We start from the raw sequence: 627 nt of genomic DNA, 5'->3' as shown, positions 1-627 counted from the left end.
GGTATAGGTGATATACTAATATAGTTGTCGCGAAAGACAAAGCCCTTTGAAAACTGAACAAGACGAACCAAGTGCAGGGTGACATAGAAATATGTAACCTGTCAAAAAAACGAGAAAATAAATCTGTCAGTGGACAGTAATGAGTGCGAACTCAAACTTTTTAATGAGAGTTTGATCCTGGCTCAGGACGAACGCTGGCGGCGTGCCTAATACATGCAAGTAGAACGCTGAAGAGAGGAGCTTGCTCTTCTTGGATGAGTTGCGAACGGGTGAGTAACGCGTAGGTAACCTGCCTGGTAGCGGGGGATAACTATTGGAAACGATAGCTAATACCGCATAAAATTGATTATTGCATGATAATTAATTGAAAGATGCAATTGCATCACTACCAGATGGACCTGCGTTGTATTAGCTAGTTGGTGAGGTAACGGCTCACCAAGGCGACGATACATAGCCGACCTGAGAGGGTGATCGGCCACACTGGGACTGAGACACGGCCCAGACTCCTACGGGAGGCAGCAGTAGGGAATCTTCGGCAATGGGGGGAACCCTGACCGAGCAACGCCGCGTGAGTGAAGAAGGTTTTCGGATCGTAAAGCTCTGTTGTAAGAGAAGAACGGGTGTGAG

At 47.4% G+C, this 627-nt stretch carries 1 rRNA gene; it reads left to right on the top strand.

What is annotated here, in order from left to right:
* Nucleotides 1–159 precede the first annotated feature (159 nt).
* A 16S ribosomal RNA gene (locus D8886_RS11645) occupies nt 160–627 on the top strand; the annotation flags it as partial.

The sequence above is a fragment of the Streptococcus sanguinis genome (assembly GCF_003943655.1).
Taxonomy (GTDB): Bacteria; Bacillota; Bacilli; order Lactobacillales; family Streptococcaceae; genus Streptococcus; species Streptococcus sanguinis_F.
Note: the sequence above shows the minus strand (reverse complement) of the source record. Positions and strands in the feature narration are given on the sequence as shown.